We start from the raw sequence: 22,465 nt of genomic DNA, 5'->3' as shown, positions 1-22,465 counted from the left end.
GGAATTTAAGTAGCGAATTTTAGGGCTAATAAGCCGATTTTCAATAGGTTTTGACCAATTTTTGATCTTGATTCCCATTTTACAACCAAGTAAGTTCTTTAAAAGCATGCTCAACAGAAGGCATATTCGTATCAAGGTAATGCAAGCTCTTTACGCTCTGGTACAGTCTGAAAATCCTGATCTTCAAAAAGAAGAAAAATTTCTGAATTCTAGTATTTCTCAAATGTATGACCTCTATCTGGTCATGGTAGACTTAATTGTAGAGATTCACGCCTACGCGATAGATATACAAGAGAAATCACAGCAAAAAATTCTTGCTACAGAAGAAGATAAAAATCCTAATAAGCGATTTGTAGAAAACCCTATTCTGGTAAAACTTGCGCAGAATGAGCAGTTGCAAAAACAACTACAGCAGCGTAAACTTAACAACTGGCGTCTCGATAGCGAGTATGTGAATCTTATTTATACAGACCTTCTAAAGAGTGATCTGTACATCTCATATATGAACCAGGAATCGGGAAGTTTTAAAGAAGACCGTTCTTTTGTTATCGATATGTTTAAAGATATCATAGCGCCTAATGATAAATTGTACGATTATCTTGAAGATTACAGGCTAACGTGGTTAGATGATCTTCCGGTAATAAATACAACCATCGTTAAGCGTTTACAGAAGCTAAAACCGCTTTCGCCGGAAGGCACTATTATACCAAAGCTTTATAAAGATGACGAAGATGAAGATTTTGCACGTGATCTTTTAAGAAGAACAGGGAATAATAACGATATGCTCGAGGCAGAAATTTTAGGTAATACACCCAACTGGGATCAGGATCGTATCGCGACAATTGATAAGGTGATCTTAAAAATGGCGATCTGTGAGTTCTTAAAATTCTCTTCAATCCCCGTAAAAGTTACCATTAATGAATATCTGGAACTCGCTAAAGAATATTCTACACCTAAGAGTAGTATTTTTATAAATGGAGTTCTTGATAGATTGGTAAAGCAATATCGTAAAGATGAGAAGCTAAACAAAGCCGGCAGAGGGCTTATTGAGTAAAAATAAAATCGTATTTTTGAACGCATTTTTAAAAAAGTAAACATTATGAAAAAAGCATTTTTAGCCTTAGGAGTAATAGCTGCTCTGTCTTTTACGGCTTGTAAGGATAACGCCTCAGACAAGGTGAAAGATGAGAACGTTGAGATGGCTGCCACTCGCGATGCAAACGCAACCGTGTTTCCAGAAATTGAATTTGAAGAAGAAGCTTATGACTTTGGTACCATTAACCGTGGTGATCAGGTAGAGCATGAGTTTAAGTTTAAGAACACCGGTAGAGCTCCATTAGTGATCGTTGATGCAAAAAGTACTTGTGGTTGTACAGTACCAGAATTTTCTAAAACTCCTATCGCTCCAGGCGAAACAGGAAAACTTTTAGTAAAATACAATGGTAGCGGACTTAACGCGATAACAAAAACTGTTACTGTTATGTCTAACACTGAAAAAGGAGAAGAAAAAATTCAAATAACAGCATTTGTGAAGCCTGATGCTAATTCTACAGCAGCAAAAGGATAATTAAATGGATCAATTACAAAATTTCTTACCGTTACTTTTAATGGTCGTGGTTGTTTATCTTTTTATGATAAGACCACAAATGAAACGCCAGAAGCAGGAAAAGCAATTTGCAAAAGACCTGAAGAGAGGTGACCGTGTTATTACAAAAAGCGGTTTACACGGCAAAATTCTTGACCTTAATGAAGACGGTACTTGTATTATAGAATCTGGTGCAGGAAAATTAAAGTTTGAGCGTTCTGCGCTTTCTATGGAAATGAGCAAAAAATTAAACGCTCCTGCAGTAGTAGAAAAGAAGTAAAGGTTTAAGAACCTAAAATAAAAAGCCCGATGTGATTTCACATCGGGCTTTTTATTTTTATACTTCGAAAGAGTTTAATCCCTTAGAGTTTGCCTCGTGTAAAAAAGAATCTTCCGAGGGTTTATACTCTTGAAAATACCCTGCTTCTTGATTTATCAATTCATTCTTAACAATACCACTTTTCGTCCTGCAGAATTTATTTCAGCATTTCCTAATGCTATTGAAGTTATGTGACCTCAATACAATCCTGAAGCTTATTAGATATAATATTTAAATAGCTGTAGGATTTCTTAATCTTCTATCTCTATAAAGTGATAGATCCTGTCATTTCCGTCACGATTAGAAGAGATATAACCTGATTCTCCTTCTGTATCTATGATCATTGAGAAATCATCTTTATTGCTGTTTAAACTTACCAAATTTTCTGCCTGGCTAAACGAACCGCTGTTGTTTACACTTTTGTAAAGATCAAGGCCGCCAAGACCTGTTATTCTTTTTGAGGTGAAATAAAGATCGTTATTATCTGCTACGTAAGGAAAATACTCACCAGCTTCTGTATTTATCGCAGGGCCTAAATTAACAGGTTTGCTATACGTGCCATCTGCTAAAATATTAGTAACATAAATATCATAAGAGCCAAAACCGCCTGGTTTATCACTTGAGAAATACAGTCTTAATCCATCTTTGCTTACACTGGGATGCGTAACAGAATATCTGTTAGTATTAAAAGGAACAGGAGTAATATTGGTCCATTTATCACCTACAAGGTCTGCTTTAAAGATCTGTAAAACGCCAATACGTTTATTACCTATTCGTCGATATTTTGAATTGTTACGGGTAAAATAAACATGCTTACCATCTGGGGTGAAAGACATATTACTCTCATGCAAATCTGTATCTATATCTTCAGCAAAAAGTTCTGCATTAGAAAGCTTATTATTACTTATATCTGCAATGTAAAGGTCAAGATAAGGCTCTTTTGTTCTGTCATAAATTGGTCTGGCAGCGTTGTTATCTGAAGCAAAAATCAGCTTATTTTGGTATAAAATCGGTCCAAAAGCAGATTTTCCGGAGGCACCTTTTACCATGGTTAATTCAAAATTCTCCAGCTTTCTTCCGTCTACCAGATCATGAGGAATATTTGTCGCGTAGCCTAAATAATTTGTTGCGAGGTCATTGGCAAGAGCGTAGTCTTTTGATTGCTTAGCAGCGTCTATGTAACGTATTAGATATTCATCAGCAATAGATTGATATTGATCAAAGACCTGCTTGTACGCAGCAACAGCTTTGTCACTTTCGCCCAAATAGTAATAACTATCTGCCAGGTTTTTAAGTGAAACTAGCGATTTTTCTTCTTCCAGTTCGTATGATATTATAGCCTGCGTATAATCTTGTGATGCGAAAGCGCGCCGTGCTTGCTTTAGGTTGTCACTTTGCCCATAACTTATTTGTATGAACGCTAAAAACAGAAATGATATATATGTAGTTCTCATGTAGAATGTCGTATTTAAAAGAAGCGAGGTGATTTCATATAGCTGGGCATAAATAATCCCAGGTCAAAAAGAACCATAACCTCATGGCTGCCGTTGCTGTATTTACCCAGATTAGAGACCGTGTAGTCATAAGCATAACCCACTCTCAATCCCGGTTGTATCTCAAAGTTTGCCATTGCTGAAACGGCATCGCCAAAGCGATATCCTAAACCGGCTTCCAGTTTATTGTACAACAATACATTTGCATTAAGATCTACAGTCATAGGAGCTCCTACAACTGCACGTGTCATTAATGATGGCTTAATTTTTACATCAGGGTTAACATCAAAAACATAACCACCGGTAAGAAAATAATGCACCGCTTCACGGCCAAAACCCTGTATGCCTTCACGATCTTCAATGTGTTTACCAGAAAGCAGGTTGGGAGCAGAGAGACCTATGTAATAACGATCTGTATAATAATAAGCGCCTATCCCAATATTAGCATACGTACGGTTAATATTTTCCGCGAAAGCGGGATCTGTACTCGAGTTTCCGCTAGAAAGCTGCAGACCGCTGAAGTCTGTATTAAAAAATGTCGCTCCTGCTTTGAGACCTAGAGCCAATTTAGAACCTTCTGTAATATTAAGCTTGTATGCAAAATCTGCAAACAAGTTAGTCTCTTGCACAACGTCACCTATCTCGTCATGCACAATATCGAGACCTAGCTCTACCTGGTCATTAACGGGTGTATGTGCAAAGAACATCGCGGTTTCTGGTGCGCCGTCAATTCCTGCCCATTGTGATCTGTACATTGCACCCATGTTCATAATACCCGCGTCATCTGTAGAATATGCAGGGTTGATCACGCTCATGTTGTACATGTACTGTGTGTATTCGGGATCTTGCTGTCCAAATAAGCTTACGCTGAAAAGGACAATCGCGGCAAAGGTTACTTTTGTATATAATGCTGATTTCATCTTATCGTCCTTTTATCTGTTCAGGTATAATTTGCCTTGTTTGCGTTCGGTTTTGCCATCATTGTAGTTGATGATGTAGAAGTAAACTCCGTTAGGAAGAATTTTCCCTCCAAACCTGTTTTGATTTGAATTTCCATCCCACGACGGGTTAGCAGCATTTCCTTTAAACACAGTAATACCGTCTCTGTTGAAAATCTCAATTTGATATTTAGGATAGATAAAATCGATGTTTTGTACCTCAAAAGTGTCGTTTATACCATCATTATTAGGAGAAAAACCTTCCGGAACAAATACATTATCGCAGCCTGTTAGATCAACTGTTACGGCCAGTCTTACAGAACTTTCACAACCTGTTTCTGTGCTTGTGAATGACGCATAATAGGTAGTTTGATGCTGTAGTAAAATATCTGTACTTAAAATATCATTTCCCGTTTCAGATGCGTACCATGTAATTCCAGAAGCCGGGGTTACATTTCTAGCCAGATCTATAAGTCGTGGTTCGTCATTAATACAGAATATATCTCCGCCTGAAGCCAGCGCTGGTGGATCAGGATTTTGCACGGTAAATAAAACCGGTGCAGTGTCTAAATTAATAGCACTACATAGCGTGACAAAATTCTGAATGTCTAGAATGTTTAAAGAAGTCTCACCGGCGTTTAGTAGGAGGGTAGCGTCAAGTGTAATCACAGCTTCTCCATTGGTGAAAATTATATTTTCTGTAATTGGTGCGCTGGTATTGGCTCCTTCTAACTGGTAAGTGACAACATATTGAGCGTCGTTGAGAGCAATAGCTCCAGAAAATGTTATTAGTTCATTTTCGAAAAGACAAATATCTGTGCTTTGCATTACCAGTCCCTGTGCATCTGGAAGAGGAAGAATCTCAAAATCTGCGGTGGCAGCAATAATACCTGATGAGCAGGCGTTTTCACTATCAATTTGGGTGATTATTAGTGTGTTTTGACCGATTTCTGTCAATAAATTTGATGCTATTTCAAAAGTCGATTCACCATTTGTAACTGTGATTATAACCTCATTATCTGCAGATATATTTACTCCTGAAATTGAATATAAAATTGTGTAATCACCATCTGCCAACCCTGAAGCACCGGTAATTGTAACCAAAGCGTTTTCTTCAAAACAGGCTTCAAGAACACTTAGTTCGCTTGAATCAAGCTCAGGTATTGGGAATATTTCAAAATCTACAGCCGCAGCAAGCACATTGCTGCAAGATGTAGTTAAACTTGTTATGCTTGTAATTGTCAAGGTAGAAGTACCAACAGTCGCAAGTTGGTTTTCGTCAAGATCAATATTAGCTTCACCGCCGGTAACTGTTACAGTTGTGGTGTTTTGAGCGGTGTTGACACCACTTATTGTATAATCGATTGTATAATCTCCATCTGCAAGGTTAGCTGCGCTAATAAATAGAGTTGAATCGTCTCCTTTACATGTTGATGCGACTTCGAGATTTTCATCACTTAATGTTGGAAGTTCGTTTATCACGAAAGATCCCGAAATCGTAAGTCCGTCTGTAAAGCAACTTGTTGTTTCGTTTGTGATAGTGGTAATAACAATATCTGTTGTTCCCGTATTAACTAAAGCTTCAGCGTCAAGAATTATCTCTGCCACACCTCCGGAAGATGAAACGGTTCCTGCTATGTAACTGCCGGTATTAGCTCCGTTAAGTGTATAAACAATATTATAGCTTCCATCTGCCAGATCTGGTGCATTTAATGAAGCGGTAACTGTTTCATTAAAACATTCATCATTAATCGTTATTGAGGCATCAGTAAGATTAGGAGGTGAAACTATTGTAGTGGTTTTGCTTAAGTCTGTAATAATTGAAGTACAACCTGTAGCAGTATTAGTAAAACTCAACACTTTTACATCTGTAAACCCGGGATTAGTAAGAAGAGTAGAAGGTATTGTAAAACCTGCATTACCGCTTTCTACTGTGACAAGAACTGTTTGCGATGCTATGTTACTATCATCTAATTCATAAGCAACTTCATAATCACCATCAGTAAGGTTTCCAGAATCATCTATAATAATTATAGCAAGATCTTCGCCCAGACATGTTTGTTCAGGAACTACCAGATTAAGATTAGAAACATCTGGCAGCGGATTGATATTTAAAGCAACTGCTAAATTGCTAACTACCGCATTACAGTTGTTAGGTGTATTTATATCGATAATTTCGGTTATATCTATTTGTGTATTTCCGCTAGCGGTAAATTGAGAGGCGGGGATAGTAAATGATCCCGTTCCCGCAACAAAACTTACCGTTATAGCAGTATCTGCAAGTGTGTTAGCGCCGATGGTGGTATAAATAAGTGTATAATCACCATCTGCAACATTTGCACCCGTGATCGTTTGCACAGCATCTTCTCCCAGACAGATATCTGCGGTTGTAATGGCCGCTGCACTTAGATCTGGATTTTTATAAATATCAAATGAAACACTTACAGGAAGACCTGTAGCCAGGCAACCAACACCAACATTTTTAAGATTAGTGATCGTAAAAGTTGTGTTTCCTGTATTTGGAATAAGACTTTCCGGAATTGTAAAAGAAGCAAACCCGCCTTCAAATGAAATAGTCGTATTGATACTGCCAGATACATTAGCTCCTGAAAGTGTAAAAAGCATACTATAGGTTGCATCAGGAATATTTGCCGCACTGTCTGAAAAAGTAACTATAACATCTTCGTTTTCACAAACTGAAGGAATGCTAATATTTGTGATGCTTAGATCAGGATTTACTACAATATTAAAAGTAGTTTCAAGTCCGTCAATATCTACCATAGCACAACCAGTTGCCGTATTAGTAATTCCTGTTATAGAAACTGTAGAAAAACCTGCAATAACAATATTAGATGGGATGATAAAAGCTGCCATTCCACCCGTAAAATCGACGTTTTCTGCGGTAAAATCGGTAGCATTTATAGCTCCTGTAACAGAATAAATAAACGTATAATTACCGTCAGCAAGATTAGGTATTGTCTCACCATCCTGAATATTTACATAAAGATCATCACCCTCGCAGGTATCGTCTACATTCAGACTTAGAGATTGCGCATCTGGAAGAGGAGATATTGTAAATGATCCTTTTTGATTAGTCAGTGTACTGCAGCCATTGCTATTTGTGACCTGTGTAATAGTGATCGTATAATCACCGGCTTGTCCAAAAACAGCGGTATTTAAAGTGTATTGCGTTAGGCCACCAGTTACAGTTGCACTTTCTGAACCTGAAACATTGATGCCGGGACCTGTTAGTGTAAAAGCAATATCATAAACACCATCAACTAATTCTATAGCGGGAGTTGCACCACCGTCTGCAAGCGTTAGTGTGGCATCTTCACCTAAACATAAAGGATCACTTACAGTTACAACACTATCAGACAAATCAGGAAGCGCAGTAATAGAAAGCCTATCTTCTAAACCTGAAATCTGCACTTGACATTGAAGCTGCGTGTTGGGGTCTATAACTTGGGTAATTTCTATAGAAACTTCACCAGTAGCAGTTAGGAAGTCAGGATTGATGTTAAAATTAGCTTTACCGTTAACGAAAGAAACCGTTAATGTTTCTACACCTGCATTGGGAACAGGACTCGTTGTATATGTGATCTCATAATCACCGTCTGGCACGTTTTGAGGATTTACCGAAATTTGACCAACAGCCTGATATGGCAGATCATCTTCACAAATAGCAGCAGGGTTAGAACCAGGAGTTGTTATATCAAATGTAGCTCCTGTAAAATCAACTACGTCTTCTATAAGTATAGAAACAGTTGTGCTGCTTGGGTTACATGCGGGATTTAAAGGATTTACAGTATATGTAAAAGAGTAAGTCCCGGGGCCATATGTATCTCTAAGGTTTTCAATATTAACAGTACTATCTGTAAAACCAGAAATTTCATTTGTAGTTGTTTCTGTCCAGATACCACCATCATCTTCACCTGTAAGTGCTGTGCGAAGATCAAAATTTGTAAAGGCCGAAAGATCGTCTGTCTCGCAATATATAGGCTGATCTGCTATGCCAGATTCCGGTGCTTGTACAACTTCTACCTTTACAGTTGAAAAAGAAGAAGGACAATCATCTATTGCCGGCACTGTATACATAAAAGTATAAATACCTACGCCCGCACCAGCAGCATTAAAAATGCTTCCACTTAATGTACCTGTGGGAGCTGTACTGCTCGTCCATGCTCCGTCAAGAGTAGGGCTTGGTGAACTACCAGTAAACTGAAAAAGATTAACAAAGTTATCATCACTACAAGCCACTGCATTATTATTGCTTCGGCCGGGAAATGATCCTAAGGTCACAGTAACCGTTGAGGTATTATCTACACAACTGCTGGCATCAACGGTGTAGGTGTAACGAAAAACACCTCCCCGGTTAACAAAATAAGTATTAAGAATACCTGTAGTGGTGTTTAATCCACTAGAGTTGTCATCATCCCTCCAGATACCACCAGTCTCTGCATCGGGGCCCAAAAGGGCAAAAAGGTCTATAGTGCCATTAATGGTATCATCACCTTTATTACATAACTCAAAAGACGCATCTGTGCCGGCACATTGCGCGAAAACTTCAGAATTAAATAAAGGTGTGAGGAAAACAAAAAAACAAAAGATTCCACGTAGAATCAGAGTAGAGATTCTTTGCATACACGGTAGGTTAAGTAAATGTTGGGTTTTAGTATCGGGTCAAATATACTATAAAACCGTTGAAATACAACATATAACTTATAAAAATACCGAATATGTTAAAAGTATTAACCTGGTGTTTCTACTTTACCATCAGGAAACTTCGCAAACCTACCTTTATCTGCTTCATGAACATGATCATGTTTAGGCCATGGCCACCCTCCAAATTCATCTTGTCTATAGCGGTTAAAGGCAGCGTTTATCTCGTCTCTGCTACTTGCCACAAATGGACCATGTTTTACTACCGGTTCATTAATTGGCTTGCCTTGCAAGAGTAGCAAACGTGCAGGTTTATCACTATTTTCAATAACAATATCCTGACCTGCATCAGTAATTATTCTATACATAGAAGGGATGTCAAAACCTTCACTTTTTAAGGATTCACCCTCATAAAAATATAGAGAACGGTTTGATGCTGAAGTTCCTGCAGGTAAGGTAAAACTGGCGTTGGGTTCTATATCTATTAACCAGATATTTACATCATTCTCCGGGTCTGCCGCCCAGGAGTCTGGAGCGGGTTTTATAGCCGATTTATCCTTATATTTTCCCGCTATTAGGGTTATTTTGGTCGATTTTCCATTCTCGTCTGTAGATTTTACGACAGGAATATCTTCATTCCAATACATACCGAAGTACGGATCTACACTTCTGTTCTTTCCCGGAAGGTTTAACCATATCTGAAATAAAAGTAGGGGATTTCTTTCATCTTGATTGAGCATAGGGAACATCTCGCTGTGCTGTAATCCTTTTCCGGCAGTGATCCATTGTACATCACCTTTACCAAAGCGTGCAGCAGCACCTAAAGAGTCAGAGTGATCTACAAGACCTTCAGGAACGATTGTTACAGTTTCAAAGCCCATGTGGGGATGCGCCGGGAAACCGGGAACCTGAGTGCCATGATACATAGCCCAACCATCTTTTTGCATAAAATCCTGGCCTAAATTGCGACCTGCAAGTGATGCGTCTGGAGTAAGTTTGCTTGTTCCCTTGGGATAATTATCGTTGTGAAAAGCACAAAACAAGAAAGGATCGCTTGTTTCCCAGGGCATTTGCAATTGTTGTATTTTTATAATAGCACTCATGATTTGAAAATTTTTATATCCAAATTTACTCTTAACTATATAGTTTACTTTTAAATTTTCATTAAAAAACGTGATAGTACAATTGTAAAATCTATTCTTAATTTAAAATAATGAAATTTTTTCAACAGGAAATAAGATTATCTGCGCGTAAACGTGGCTTTCATTTAATTACTAACGAAATACTTGATCAATTTACCGGGTTAAATAAGCTAAAAATCGGTCAATTTCAGGTATTTATTAAGCATACTTCTGCGAGTTTAACGATAAACGAAAATGCAGATCCCTCAGTTCGTGTAGATTTTGAAAGTCATATAAATAAAATGGTACCCGAAAACGCACCCTATTACATACATACTTTTGAAGGGCCAGATGATATGCCTGCGCATATAAAAGCGTCAATGATGGGTGCATCTGTAACCATCCCTATAACAAATGGCAGGTTAAATTTAGGCACCTGGCAGGGAATTTATCTTTGTGAGCACCGCGATCACGGCGGCTCAAGATCAATTGTGGTTACTGCTTTTGGGACTTAGTCTGGCGTTTTGCCTCAATTAGCTGGTTTAGCACAATCTCTACCCCAAGGTCGTTATTGCTTTTTGTAATATAGTTTGCCGCTTCTGTCACGTTAGGGTGCGCATTTGCCATAGCATAACTAAAGTGAGCAAGCTCCAGCATTTCTATATCATTGTTGTAATCGCCAAAGACCATCGTCTCATCTGGGTGAATACCCAGCATTTCCTGAATATGTTTTAGCGCATTACCTTTATCTGCTTTCATACTTGAGATATCCAGCCAATTCTCGCCAGATACTTTTACCTTAACTTCATTTTCAAGATGACTTACAACAGGGTATGTGGTCTGTTCAGAACCGCCAAAACTGTAGACCGCTATCTTAAAGAACTCATCATTATCTATTTTAGTAATATCATCTACAATTTGATATTTGTGGTAATATTCATTAAAAATATTGAGAAACTTTTCATTGTCACTGTCTACATAAGCCTGTTTCTTACCGCAAAGTACAATATGTGCATCTTCAACTTGTCTCATAAGATTGATCATCTCACGGGTTTTATCGAGAGGCAGGGAAACGGTCACTAATTCTTCATCGTTGCGTTTTGCAAAGCCACCATTTTCTGCGATCACAATAATATCTGCATGTATCTCTTTTAGCTTATCTATTATGCTGTAATACTGTCTTCCGCTGGCAGCAATAAACTGTATATTCTCTTCTTTCAATTCTTTAAACAGCGTTATGAATGTATCACTAACCTGCCCTTTAGAATTAAGAAGGGTTCCATCCATATCACTTACAACTAATCTTACTTTAGATAAATCCATATCAAATTTTGAGATGCAAAAATACACCTAATCGTTTACTTAACGGTTAAATAAAAGGTTAAGAAAGATTCCGCTTTCGCGAAAGCAAACTCAGGGTTTTAAAATTTCAATTTAAAATGAGCCCAACTTCTAATATTTCGCTCCCTGCTCAATATTAGTGCTTGCCGTATTTATAAAATCTCTAATATCGTCATTTGCCTTGATAAGATCTTCTGCTCGCAAATACATCATATGACCACTTCTGTAACCTTTAAAGCTAAGACGGTCGCCTAACTTTCCGTTAGCATTTATCTGCCCCATTACATATTTAGCATTAAAATAAGTACAAGCCCCGTCAAAATAACCAGACTGCACCATAGTATGCAAATTAGGGTTCATAGCCATCGCTTCGCGAAGATCTGCACCTGCGCTATTGCGCGTATTGTCCCAAGGGCGTACAGGGCCAAACATATTATATTCAAGATCTGTTTTATAATTAAGTTCCTGGCTCATATAATAGTTAATAGCAGGCGTAAAGCTGTTCAGCCACGATGTGAGTTCGCTATTATAGTCTGGGCCATCACCCGCTTCTTTAATGTCCATGCCTTTGTAGCGAGAATCTAGTCTACCTATGGTCATACCATCTTTATTACGCAAAAGATCTTTCCAGAAATAATCAAACGGAACTTCAAGATTATTGCTGCGAATGGTTTCTTTAGATAAACCTGAGTAATACGCCATTTTATCAATGACCTCTTCCTTTTTTGCAGCATCAAGGTAACCACCTTTGGCCAGAGCGGGTAGCAATTCATCAACAGCATATTTTTCTACTTCTGGTAATAGTTCGCTAAGATCTCTATTTTGAAGTTCTGCAGGAAGTGCTTTATGATACCATGCCGCTGCAGCGAAATAAGGCAAGCGATTTGCAACTTCTACAGGTCCATCAAAACTAAAACCTAATTCTGTAGGAGATACAAGGATGACACCGTTTAAGTACATCCATTTGCTGTTTTGTAATTCAAGTGCAAGTCCTGAAACGCGAGTTGTACCATAACTTTCACCAATTAAAAACTTAGGTGATCTCCAGCGATTATTGCGAGTAACAAATGTATTTACCCAATCTGCGAGATAAGAAATATCTGCGTTCACACCAAAAAACTGGGTTTTATCTGGCATTTTTCCATCTTTTCCCGGTAGCATGCGGCTGTAACCTGTATTTACCGGATTTACATACACAATATCTGCAACATCAAGAATAGAATTAGGATTGTCTTTTATACCATAAGGCTGAACAGGAAAACCTTCGTCGTCAATTTTTAAAATACGTGGGCCGGTATATGCAATATGCATCCATACACTGGCAGAACCGGGACCACCGTTAAAACTAATCACCAGCGGGCGGGTTTCATCATTTTTAATATCGGTGCGTTTGTAATATGTATATAACAGCGAAGCTATAGGAGCACCAGATTCATCCCACACCGGTTGAAAACCTACCGTTGCCGTATAAGGAATAGTCGCTCCTTTAATTATTGCCGTATGTTTGGTGACAATTGTGGTGTCTACCGGGACAGTGACATCCTGAGCTTTCGCTAAAAGCGAAATAAAAAGAAAAGTAAGAGGGAGTAAAAATTTGGTCATTAGATTGGTTGTTTAGCTGTATTAAAAGAAAGTTATAGATCGAGTTATAATTACTGCCAGTAGGATTGCTATGCCAAAACTGAGCAGTGTACCCACCAGCACGTATTCGGTTTTTAGGAGATTAGCGTCCTTAAAGCGCAAAATAGATTTAGCACCAATAAGAAAACCCACCGCTGAAAATTGCCCGGTAAAAATAAATATCAACACCAGCCAGCGCTCAATAATGCCTATAAGTCTGCCGGCATTAGGCAGATCTTCATCACCGCCTTCAAAAAATATCTCATACGCATTGAATATTTCACGTATAAGGATATTTGCCGGTTTTGTACAGAACAAAAATGCTGCGATTATACCCAGAATAAGGGGATTAATTGAGATGTTAAAAACCGGTTGCCATGCTATATTTTGTTTAAACACATAAACCACCGCCGTGAGAATAATTAAGTGCAGCGCCTGATCTATAAAAAAAGCATATTTGTGCGTGTATTTATTTTTGAGCAGTTGCGGTTTAAAACCGTCAATTATCCAGTGAGTGATGGTAATAATCAGTGCAAAAGGGATGAAAATCGGCTGTAAACCTAAAATAACGCTGCAGCCAAAAACAATTAGAATGTGCCACTTTAGCATTTTACTCTTAAAACCTTCATGGTCTTTTTTATGAGCCATATTTTTACCCTGAAAGGTATAATCTGCCAGTAAATGGGCAATAAATTGGAGCAGGAGCAGAGATAGGAAATTCATTTAAAGCTGCTTTAATGTTTGTTCATAATACAATATAGCTTTTTCTATGGCATTCCAGCCTATCCCTGTAGAATGTTGATTAACCGAAGACTGACTGGTACCCAATACGTTAGATATTTCTTCTTCACTGGTTCCCAATAATTTATGGTAGGCCACTTCGCATTGCCGGCGTGTTGCTTTTATCAGCATAAAATCTATTAGTGCAAAAAGGGCTTCAAAACGTTGATTAAGTGCTTCATCTTCTGCGATAAAGAGTAAGGTGTTTTTGATAATCACGCGCTCTTTGTTATGCGTGCTTTCTTCATTTATACGACGACCGCTCAGGTAAATTGCTTCACCATCAATGATTCCTTTTTCAGGATTGTAGCGTGTGAGTTCGCCGTAGCCTATGGCCAGGCGAATACCATATTCTTCAAAGTATTTATGCCTGCTTGTTTTTGCCGCCAGATCACGGGATTTTATAAAGGTTTTTATTAATAGGGCGATGCGCAGCGAGTGTTCCGGTTGTGGAACTGCGCATTCCAGATAATCACCTTTTATAAGCCTGCTGAAAGTGTCAAAGTGAACATGCAAAGTTTCAAAAAGTTGCTTTAGATCTGCTTCAAGTTGGTTCTTTCCTGCATCTGCAAGACTTGTAAACGCGATAATGTCGCCTGATATGACTGCTTTTTTACCCATATTCACTCCAAATATAAGCTAAATAGCTTATAAATGATATTTATAAGCTTATAAACTTATAATGTTATGTTATAAGCTTTAAGGCTTATATGATGTATTTATAAGGAAAATCACTTATAGTTCTCGATACGATTCTCGCTTAAAAAGCTCAAATCACTCGAACTGACAACCACATACAGGCTAGTAACTTTGAGTGCCCATAAAGTGAGGTTTATCGCGAAGCTTCATCAATAGCTGACAGAGTTCTCGATACGATTCTCGCTGAAAGGCTTAAATCACTCGAACTGACAACAGAAAGTTAAGCTAGTCACTTCGAGTGGCGTGCGATAGCACGTTGTATCGAGAAGTAACTATTTCAACATAGCTTTTAAAGCGTCGTCGTCGTAAGCTTTTCCATTTTTAATTACCCAGACAATATTTTCAGTTTGCGTAATATCTTTCAAAGGATTTCCCGATAATAGCACTAAATCGGCCGATTTTCCCACTGCAACGGCAGGTTTTTCCTTTTCGAGAAATCGAGCTCCGTTAAGTGCTGAGGTTTGTAATGCTTCAAGCGGTGTAAGTCCCGCATCAACGAGAGCCTTTAATTCTTTATGCAAAGAAATACCGGGATAGATATAGGAATTGAATGCCCCACAGTCTGAACCGGCAAGCAATGAAACACCGTTATCCTGTAATTTACCGGCAAGTTCAACAAAAGTTGAATCCAGTTTTTTGCGCATTGCAACAAAGGCAGGCGGCGCATTTAAAGCGCTCTTTATGCGGCCTTCGTAGGTTTTTTCAATTCTGGGATCCATGTATTTCAGGTATTTATCGCTAGTATGATCTGCTTCATCCAGATAGCTCAACGTATTGCCTATGTAAAGCGTTGGCACCACAAAAACATTATTATCTACCAGTTTTTTAAACTGACTTTGCGCCACCGAATCTGAATACGTTTGCATAACCTGAGCAAGCGAAGACCAGAATGAGGTCTCACCACTTTTAACAGCTTCTGTGATTTCTTTTTCTTTAGAAGAGCATCCTTTTAAAATATAATAAAGATGTTCACTGGCACCAATTCCGGCTTCAATGGTTTCATCAAGCGTAACAGTAAACGGCATATGGCCGCTGGTGATCATTCCGCGATCTGTGGCTTCTTTGATCGCTTTTAAATACATATCGCCACTAATTGTGCTTTCGTAAAGCTTAACAAAATCAACATTTAACGCCTGCAGTGAGTCAATCGCTTTTGTGACATCTTCGTCTGTACTTACTTCAAGAGAACCAGCCCAGCGCGCACCGGGACCGTCAATTTTAGGTCCGGAAGTATAAATCGTAGGTCCCACAAGATCACCTGCAGCTATTTCTTTTTGCCAGTCGTGAATTTGATGCGTCATATCGCCACCGCATTCACGCACGGTGGTAATACCATTTGCGATAAATAGATTGAGGAAATTTTTATTTGCGGCAATAAGAGAATCGCCTCCGCGAAAGTGAACATGGTTGTCCCAAAAGCCGGGAAGCAGATATTGGTCGCTTCCGTCTATATTTTGTTTTGCCTGACTCGTAACCAGATCCCGTGTTGATACAATAGAATGAATCGTGTCATCAACCATAAAAACCGATTGCCCGGCTGTAATATTACCAGTTTCAATATCAATAATGTTGACATTGTGAATCGCCAGATCAAAATTAGGAACTTGTCTCTGACAGCTAAAAACTAACAGGAGCAAAGGGAGGAAGTACAGTTTTTTCATGCTCTAAAAATAGAAAAGTTCGTTGTCATATCACAGCTTTAAAAGACCGCAAGTTTTAAGATTGACTAGAATGCTAAACTTCATCAATTCTGCAAAAAAGCACACCTCATTTATAGATATGGAATTTTATATACTGATTTATTAGTAAATTGACTGTTCTATTAACAACCATACCAACCAATTATGAAACGAATAGCTTGCTGCATCATTTTAATATCGGCCTTAAATGCATGTAAATCGCCTGAAAATGACCAAAAATCAGGAAATAATGAGCCAAAAGTAACCGTAGCCAACGGCGAAGTAGAAGGAACTTACGACAGCAATACCGGTTTAAATATGTTTTTTGGTGTTCCTTATGCAAAACCTCCTGTGGGTGAACTGCGATGGAAAGCGCCGCAACCGCTTGATAATTGGGAAGGTTTGAAAGAAACTAAAGAATTTGGTGATCGCCCGGTGCAGATCAAACTTTGGGATGATTTGCTTTATAGATCGAAAGCAATGAGCGAGGATTGTCTTTTTCTCAATGTTTGGGCTCCTGCTGAAGCGAAAACTGAGAATCTGCCGGTTTTGGTTTACATACACGGTGGTGGTTTTAATGCCGGCGATGGTTCAGAATTGCGATATGACGGGGCAAGCCTTGCTGAAAAAGGAATTGTGGTGGTTACTATAAATTATCGCTTAAATATTTTTGGCTTTTTTGCCCATCCTGAATTAACAGGAGAATCTAATAAAGATGCTTCGGGAAACTATGGTTTGCTTGATCAGGTCGCTGCGTTGGAGTGGGTTCATGATAATATAGACGCCTTTGGCGGTGATCCTTCTAAAATTACAATTGCAGGTGAATCTGCAGGATCGATTTCTGTTAGTGCCTTGATGGCTTCTCCTTTGTCAAGAGATTTAATTGCTGGCGCGATAGGTGAAAGCGGAGCTGCTATAAAACCTACTGCCTCACCGGTTCCTTTGGCGCAAGCAGAAGAGATGGGCGTTAATTTCGCGAAGCAGGCTGGAATATCATCATTAGCCGAATTACGAAATTTGTCGACCGACTCTTTATTTTCGCTTTATAAATCGGCTAATACTCCCGGATTTCCCACTGTTATAGATGGCTATTTCTACCCACAAACTGTAAGTGAAGTTTTTAAAGAAGGAGAGCAGGCTAAAGTTCCACTATTAGTGGGCTGGAATTCTGCTGAAATTCCTGCGGGTGCTTTTATGCAGGGAAAAGAAAGCACACCAGAAAATTTTGAAGCGAGAATAAAAGAAACATATCCTGAATATTCAGATAATCTTTTACAACTTTATGCCCGCAGCACAGCCGAAGAAACCACTCAATCTGCCGCAGAAATGGCTTCTGATGGTTTTATCGTTTACAGCACCTGGAAGTGGGCAGACCTTGCGAGTAAGAACAGTGATGCACCGGTCTACCGCTATAAATTTAGTAAAGTAAGACCGGGTTTAAAAGCAGATACCACAACTCAATCACCGCCAATTGGTGCACCACACGCTTCTGAAATTGAATATGCTTTGGGAAATCTAGATTTTATAGAAGCCCGGGAGTGGACAAATGAAGACCGTAAAGTCTCTCAAACTATGGAAGATTATTTTGCTAATTTCATTAAAACCGGTGATCCCAACGGTGAGAATTTACCGCAATGGCCTGCTTTAGATGCAAGCGACGAATCACCAGAAGTTATGATCATCAATACTGAGTCTAAGGCTGAAAAAGCTACACATGATGATAGATATCGTTTTTGGGAGAGTGTTTATGATTCAGAAGATCAATAGAAATGAATACTGAAGAGTCAGGAAAAAAACTTTGGAATGATTTTGTAAAAAACTAATGCTAAATATGCTGATGCGCCTATTCCGGAAGTAATTTATTTTGGAGATCATAAAACGGATGGCGATGAGTGTGCAGAATTAGTTGCCAAAGGTACTAAACAGGCAACTTCTACTTCACTCTGGTGGTTAGAGAAAAATGGACAAAACCTGCGAAAAATCGGTGATTTTTATATAATAACTAACTGGGCTGCAGAGGGAACAGCATAGTTACAAACCTCTAGAGTTGTAAAAGGAACTTTTAACGAAATTGACGAAGAATACGCCGCAATAGAAGGCGAGGGCGATAAGTCTTTAGATTACTGGAAACAAGTGCATTCGGGTTATTATTCTCGTGAAACGAGTGAATTTGACGAAAGCCCAACTTTAGACATGGTTATAGTTTGTGAATTTTTTAAAACGGTATGGCCTAAATAATTAAGCTATTAATTTTAACGTTATTCCCTGCTGTTAACTAGTGTTAAGCTACGGTTCTTTAAAATGCTGTTTTGTAATTTAATAGGTATCAATCTAACCTATAAAACAGCCTGTAATGACATTCAATAAAAGAACCCCCCTTGTAAAGCTTAATGACGGTTATTTAATCCCTCAATTAGGTTTTGGTGTTTACCAAATTGATAAAAAAGATACAGTAAAAGCAGTTGAAAAAGCATTTGACTGTGGTTATAAGCATATAGATACAGCGAAGTCCTACGGTAATGAGAAAGAAGTTGGCGATGCGATACGAGCCCAGAAGGAACATATTTATGTAACCACAAAATATTTTAATCCTGATACTAAAGAACATGGTTATGAAGATGCATTAGCACATTTTGAGCAGAGTTACCGCGCTTTAGGTCTTAAGCACATCGATCTTTATCTTATTCACTGGCCAATTGTAAAAAATGACGGTTATGTTGCTGCCTGGAAAGCACTAATAGAACTTCAAAAAAGTGATAGAGTAAAATCAATTGGCGTTTCTAACTTTACTCAAGAGCATATTTCTCGCATTATTGAAGAAACTAGCGTTGTTCCGGCTGTAAACCAAATTGAGATGCATCCTTATTTTCAGCAGGAAGAACTAAGAGCTTTTCACAAAAAGCATGGTATACTTACAGAGGCCTGGAGTCCGCTGGGAAGAGGAAAAGTTCTTGATGATAAAGTGCTAAATGGTATTGCAAAAGATCATCATAAAACAGCTGCTCAAATAGTTTTGCGCTGGCACATGCAGTTAGGGGTGATAACTTTCCCAAAATCTACAACACCGGAACGCATAGAAGAGAACTACGCGATATTTGATTTTGAATTGTCTAAAGATGAAATGGCCGCTATTAAAGCCTTAGAAAAAGGAGAGCGCAACGGGCCAGATCCTGCTGTTTATACTTTTCCGGAAGATCTTTTGAGAAAAAGAGCAGCTAGCAAAAAATAGCAGGAATTTATCAAGTGCCAATTATCTTCTTTCTATGAGCTATTCCCCAATCACGTAATGCATTAATAACAGGCTCAAGAGATTCTGAATGTACCGTAGCTTTATATTCTACCAGCACCGGACTGCTGTCATATACAGTGCGCGTGATTAATTGGTTACACTCAAGATCTTTTAATTCTTTTGCTAATACTTTTGAAGTGATCTTGGGGATACTTCGTTCTATTTCGCGAAAGCGATTATTGCCAGATTTTATAGATATCAGGATCAATAATTTCCATTTTCCGCTAACGACATCAAGCGCATCTCGCACGGGGAGAAGCGCAGAAGTACATTCTGTATGGTTATGTTTAGACATATTAACTTAATTTTCACTTACCTTAAGGTAACTGCTATACTTTGGTAAGCAAAATTAGTTAAATTTGTAGTCTAAATCTAAATTACCCAAGTATGAAAAAGATATTAAATATTATTTCAAGCCCAAGAGGTGCAGATAGCTTCTCAAGTAAACTATCTACTGTCGTTCTTGACGAAATTAAATCAACTTATGGCGAGGTTGACATTAAAACTATAGACCTTTCGCAATCTCCTTACCCACATCTTGATGAGACTTTGCTTACGTCACTTGGTGTACAGGCAGATGATCGTTCTGAAGAAATGCAGGCGGCTGTTGATACATCAGATAAAGCTGTAAGTGATCTGAAGGATGCTGATATTGTGATCATAGGTGTACCTATGTATAACTTTTCTATCCCTTCAACATTAAAATCATGGATTGATCATATCGCCCGTGCAGGAATCTCTTTTAGATATACTGAAGCTGGAGTAGAAGGTTTAATAAAAGATAAAAAAGTCTATTTGTGTATTGCTACAGGTGGCGTTTACTCTGCCGGCCCAATGCAGGAGTTTGATTTTACCGAACCTTACATGCGCAAAGTACTTGCCTTTTTAGGTATGACAGACGTTACAACTTACCGTGTAGAAGGTGTTAGCATACCAGATTTACAGGGAACTGCTCTTGAAAAGGCGATTGAAAATATTGCTATAGAAGCGTAATTTACTAGATAATTACAATAAAAAAATCGGCTAATAATTTGAATTATCAGCCGATTTTTTATGTGTTTTAGGAGGTTTTTATCTATGCTAGTTCACAGAGCTATTTGAAATCTTGCGGGATTTAATATAGAAATCAGGATCTACTTCAAATTTCAGGATCTTTTTGTCTGATTTTTGGGTCTGCCAGTCCGATTTTGGGTGTATCCAGACCGATTTTCCGTTGATTTCTACCTGCACCGGCATATCAAAACCCTCAATTATTTCGCTATAGCGAAAACTTAACGTGTCACCGTTAATTTTATATTCCAGCACAGGTATTTTAGTTGTTCTCAAATACTCATCAAAAAACTCAGTAAGATCAATCCCTGATTCTTTGCTGATGTAATCTTCAATTTGTTTTGTGGAAACTGTCTGATGATAGAATGTCGAGTTCAATCCGCGTAAAATTGCGCGCCATTTCTCGTCATCATCAACCAGCTGGCGTAAAGTGTGCAAAATATTAGCCCCTTTGTAATACATATCGCCGCTGCCTTCATAATCAACGTCGTAACTTCCTATGATAGGGCGGTCATTTTTTATAAGTCGGCGTGTGCCTTCAACGTATTCAGAAGCGGCTTTTTTTCCGTAGTAATAATCAACAAACAGATTTTCAGAATATGCCGTAAAACCTTCGTGAATCCACATATCTGCCACATCGCTGTCTGTAATATTGTTAGCAAACCACTCGTGCCCGGACTCATGAATAATGATAAAATCAAATTTCAGGCCCCAGCCTGTGTTAGAAAGATCTCTGCCTAAATAGCCGTTTTCATAATGATTACCATAAGTCACAGAACTTTGATGCTCCATCCCTAAATAAGGCACTTCAACGAGTTTGTAGCCATCTTCATAAAAAGGGTAGGGGCCAAACCAATATTCAAATGCTTCAAGCATTTTATTTGCCTGTTTAAATTGTTTTTTTGCTTTTTGAAGATTCTCCTTTAACACATAAAAATCAAGATCTAGCTCACCTTTTTCGCCTTTATACGTATTTGAAAAATGGGCATAATCCCCGATATTTATGTTTACACCATAACTATTTATCGGGTTTTTTACAGCCCAGTGAAATGTGCTGGTGTTGGCTTGATTGGTAGAATCTATCAGTCGGCCATTTGAGACTGCCATAAGTCCTTTAGGTACCGTAGCTCTCACATCAAGACTATCTACCTCATCATAAGGGTGATCTTTGTTAGGCCACCAGATCGATGGACCTATACCCTCGTTAGAATTGGCCGCAAAAACATTGCCTTTGCTGTCTTCCTGCCACGTCCAGCCACCGTCCCATGGCGGATTTACAGCTACTCGTGGAGTACCTTTAAAAGTGAGATCTAATTTTTGTACTGAGCCTTTTTCCTGTTTCGCTTTAAGCGAAATAAAATAAGCACTTCCTTCTTTAGTATACGTGAGTTCTTCACCATTTTGTGTTGCAGAAAGCAGCTGCATAGGTTGTTGCAGATCTATCTGAATGGTTTGGTATGGCTTTAGAACCGTGTAGGTAACTGTATTTGTTCCGGAAATAAATTTTTTAGCAGGATTAATAGTAACGTTAAGATCGTAGTGATTAAGATCCCACCATTCTCGCTGCGGGGTTATACTACCTTTTATACTATCTAGACGGGTAAATTCCTGAGCGCTGATTTTTAGCGAAAATAGAACGATTATTAGCGCTGTGAGGGCGATTTTTAATTTCATAAAAGCGGTATTAGGGAACCGAAATTCCCAAGAATTAGCGAATATAAATCAAAAATCAATTTCTAATGATACCATTAGGAAATACTACTGGACTTTCATGACCATTTGCACCTACTGCTGCTACGCCAAAAAAGGAGTTATCTATCACAATGCCCTTAAGTGTAAACTGAGTAATATCGCCTACATATCGGCTGTTGTCCCAGGTAGGCGAAGTT

Annotated in this window: 19 protein-coding genes; 8 read left to right on the top strand and 11 right to left on the bottom strand. The window is 38.5% G+C overall.

The features are described 5' to 3' along the window. Positions 1–106 precede the first annotated feature (106 nt). Genes nusB through yajC form a run of 3 tightly spaced genes read left to right on the top strand, consistent with a single transcriptional unit; the run spans position 107 to position 1,865 of the window. Positions 107–1,054, top strand: a complete 948-nt coding sequence (gene nusB, locus ACH3O9_RS00315; RefSeq protein ID WP_416443221.1) for a transcription antitermination factor NusB — start codon at positions 107–109, stop codon at positions 1,052–1,054. A 45-nt stretch (positions 1,055–1,099) separates the two neighbouring features. Next, positions 1,100–1,567 (top strand): DUF1573 domain-containing protein, encoded by a 468-nt coding sequence (locus ACH3O9_RS00310; RefSeq protein WP_416443219.1) that lies wholly within the window; start codon positions 1,100–1,102, stop codon positions 1,565–1,567. A gap of 4 nt (positions 1,568–1,571) precedes the next feature. Next, the gene (yajC, locus tag ACH3O9_RS00305; RefSeq protein WP_416443217.1) at positions 1,572–1,865 is read left to right on the top strand and encodes a preprotein translocase subunit YajC; all 294 of its coding nucleotides are present in this window, start codon (positions 1,572–1,574) and stop codon (positions 1,863–1,865) included. Between the two features lie 290 nt (positions 1,866–2,155). On the opposite strand, the gene ACH3O9_RS00300 is transcribed toward yajC, so the two are convergent. The 4 genes from ACH3O9_RS00300 to ACH3O9_RS00285 all read right to left on the bottom strand — a co-directional run bounded on the left by ACH3O9_RS00300 (position 2,156) and on the right by ACH3O9_RS00285 (position 10,100). Continuing rightward, positions 2,156–3,358, bottom strand: a complete 1,203-nt coding sequence (locus tag ACH3O9_RS00300; protein WP_416443215.1) for a hypothetical protein — start codon at positions 3,356–3,358, stop codon at positions 2,156–2,158. A gap of 14 nt (positions 3,359–3,372) precedes the next feature. Next, positions 3,373–4,317 (bottom strand): type IX secretion system membrane protein PorP/SprF, encoded by a 945-nt coding sequence (locus ACH3O9_RS00295; RefSeq protein ID WP_416443213.1) that lies wholly within the window; start codon positions 4,315–4,317, stop codon positions 3,373–3,375. A gap of 12 nt (positions 4,318–4,329) precedes the next feature. Continuing rightward, the gene (locus tag ACH3O9_RS00290) at positions 4,330–8,979 is read right to left on the bottom strand and encodes a gliding motility-associated C-terminal domain-containing protein (protein WP_416443211.1); all 4,650 of its coding nucleotides are present in this window, start codon (positions 8,977–8,979) and stop codon (positions 4,330–4,332) included. A gap of 107 nt (positions 8,980–9,086) precedes the next feature. Then, positions 9,087–10,100, bottom strand: coding sequence for a pirin family protein (locus tag ACH3O9_RS00285; RefSeq protein ID WP_416443209.1), 1,014 nt, complete (start codon positions 10,098–10,100; stop codon positions 9,087–9,089). Between the two features lie 110 nt (positions 10,101–10,210). Between ACH3O9_RS00285 and ACH3O9_RS00280 the strand changes: the two genes are divergently transcribed. After that, positions 10,211–10,633, top strand: a complete 423-nt coding sequence (locus ACH3O9_RS00280) for a secondary thiamine-phosphate synthase enzyme YjbQ (protein WP_416443207.1) — start codon at positions 10,211–10,213, stop codon at positions 10,631–10,633. Here ACH3O9_RS00280 and ACH3O9_RS00275 read toward each other — a convergent pair. From ACH3O9_RS00275 to ACH3O9_RS00255, 5 genes are all read right to left on the bottom strand, one after another. Beyond that, a complete protein-coding gene (locus ACH3O9_RS00275) occupies positions 10,614–11,441 on the bottom strand; it encodes an HAD family hydrolase (protein WP_416443205.1) in 828 nt (275 codons plus the stop codon). The genes ACH3O9_RS00280 and ACH3O9_RS00275 overlap by 20 nt on opposite strands. Positions 11,442–11,570: 129 nt before the next feature. Then, entirely contained in the window at positions 11,571–13,061 is a 1,491-nt protein-coding gene (locus tag ACH3O9_RS00270) for a S10 family peptidase (RefSeq protein WP_416443203.1), read from the bottom strand. Positions 13,062–13,082: 21 nt separating this feature from the next. After that, positions 13,083–13,802, bottom strand: a complete 720-nt coding sequence (locus ACH3O9_RS00265) for a DUF3307 domain-containing protein (RefSeq protein ID WP_416443201.1) — start codon at positions 13,800–13,802, stop codon at positions 13,083–13,085. Continuing rightward, complete coding sequence (locus ACH3O9_RS00260) at positions 13,803–14,480, bottom strand: fumarate hydratase (protein ID WP_416443199.1); 678 nt, start codon at positions 14,478–14,480, stop codon at positions 13,803–13,805. 350 nt (positions 14,481–14,830) lie between these two features. After that, positions 14,831–16,219: an amidohydrolase family protein gene (locus ACH3O9_RS00255; RefSeq protein ID WP_416443197.1), complete on the bottom strand. Its 1,389-nt coding sequence runs from the start codon at positions 16,217–16,219 to the stop codon at positions 14,831–14,833. A gap of 183 nt (positions 16,220–16,402) precedes the next feature. Here ACH3O9_RS00255 and ACH3O9_RS00250 point away from each other — a divergent pair, with 183 nt between their 5' ends. From ACH3O9_RS00250 to ACH3O9_RS00240, 3 genes are all read left to right on the top strand, one after another. Next, a complete protein-coding gene (locus ACH3O9_RS00250; RefSeq protein ID WP_416443195.1) occupies positions 16,403–18,004 on the top strand; it encodes a carboxylesterase/lipase family protein in 1,602 nt (533 codons plus the stop codon). Positions 18,005–18,307: 303 nt separating this feature from the next. Then, positions 18,308–18,475: an ASCH domain-containing protein gene (locus ACH3O9_RS00245; protein WP_416446734.1), complete on the top strand. Its 168-nt coding sequence runs from the start codon at positions 18,308–18,310 to the stop codon at positions 18,473–18,475. 115 nt (positions 18,476–18,590) lie between these two features. Then, the gene (locus ACH3O9_RS00240; protein WP_416443193.1) at positions 18,591–19,466 is read left to right on the top strand and encodes an aldo/keto reductase; all 876 of its coding nucleotides are present in this window, start codon (positions 18,591–18,593) and stop codon (positions 19,464–19,466) included. 10 nt (positions 19,467–19,476) lie between these two features. On the opposite strand, the gene ACH3O9_RS00235 is transcribed toward ACH3O9_RS00240, so the two are convergent. Continuing rightward, positions 19,477–19,821: a winged helix-turn-helix transcriptional regulator gene (locus ACH3O9_RS00235; protein WP_416443191.1), complete on the bottom strand. Its 345-nt coding sequence runs from the start codon at positions 19,819–19,821 to the stop codon at positions 19,477–19,479. 92 nt (positions 19,822–19,913) lie between these two features. Between ACH3O9_RS00235 and ACH3O9_RS00230 the strand changes: the two genes are divergently transcribed. Further along, a complete protein-coding gene (locus ACH3O9_RS00230) occupies positions 19,914–20,519 on the top strand; it encodes an FMN-dependent NADH-azoreductase (RefSeq protein WP_416443189.1) in 606 nt (201 codons plus the stop codon). 87 nt (positions 20,520–20,606) lie between these two features. On the opposite strand, the gene ACH3O9_RS00225 is transcribed toward ACH3O9_RS00230, so the two are convergent. After that, positions 20,607–22,250 carry a M1 family metallopeptidase gene (locus tag ACH3O9_RS00225; RefSeq protein ID WP_416443187.1) on the bottom strand — a complete coding sequence of 548 codons (1,644 nt, stop codon included), beginning with the start codon at positions 22,248–22,250 and terminating at the stop codon, positions 20,607–20,609. Positions 22,251–22,465 lie beyond the last annotated feature (215 nt).

The sequence above is a fragment of the Leeuwenhoekiella sp. A16 genome (assembly GCF_047946675.1).
In the GTDB taxonomy this organism is placed as follows: Bacteria; Bacteroidota; Bacteroidia; order Flavobacteriales; family Flavobacteriaceae; genus Leeuwenhoekiella.
This window is presented reverse-complemented; position numbering and strand designations above follow the sequence as displayed.